Below are 711 nucleotides of genomic sequence, written 5' to 3'. Positions count from 1 at the left end.
TAGAAGATATATTAATTGCTTGTGTTGATGGACTTACAGGATTTTCTAATGCCATAGAAGCTGTCTATCCTCAAACTCAAATCCAACAGTGTATAATTCATCAAATAAGAAGCTCTACTCAATTTGTGTCGTATAAAGATATAAAAGCATTAATCGCTGATCTAAAGCTAGTATATAAGGCAGCTACAGAAGAAAATGCGCTACTAAATTTAGAATTATTTGATGAAAAATGGGGTAAAAAATATCCTAAAATTGCAATATCTTGGAAAAATAACTGGCCTAGATTATCAACATATTTTAAATATCCTCAAGAAATAAGAACTTTAATTTATACAACAAATACAATTGAAGGGTACAATAGACAGTTAAGAAAAGTCACAAAAAACAAATCGGTTTTCCCTACAGATGATAGTTTGTTAAAGATGCTGTATCTAGCAACGCAAGACATTACAAAAAAATGGACAAGCCGTCAAAGAGATTGGGGACAAATGATTTCACAATTCCAAATATATTTTGAAGGAAGAATTTAAAATTAAGCGTATAAATTTATAAAATTAATAAAGTGGGAAAATTCATCCACTTTATTAAAATTACACTAAAATATTTAAAAATTGATATTTAAAAAGGGATGACTTAAAAATAAATCATCCCTAAAAAATATAAAATATTACTCTTAATTTTTAGAGTTTACACAAAATTTGAAGAAGACTC

Annotated in this window: 1 protein-coding gene; it reads left to right on the top strand. The window is 27.3% G+C overall.

The annotated features are described in order from the left end of the window. A partial coding sequence (locus L988_RS08280; protein ID WP_047383324.1) for an IS256 family transposase occupies nt 1-530 on the top strand: 530 nt, incomplete at its 5' end. Nucleotides 531-711 lie beyond the last annotated feature (181 nt).

Origin of the sequence: Cetobacterium sp. ZWU0022, from assembly GCF_000800875.1 — a bacterium.
Classification (GTDB): Bacteria; Fusobacteriota; Fusobacteriia; order Fusobacteriales; family Fusobacteriaceae; genus Cetobacterium_A.
Note: the sequence above shows the minus strand (reverse complement) of the source record. Positions and strands in the feature narration are given on the sequence as shown.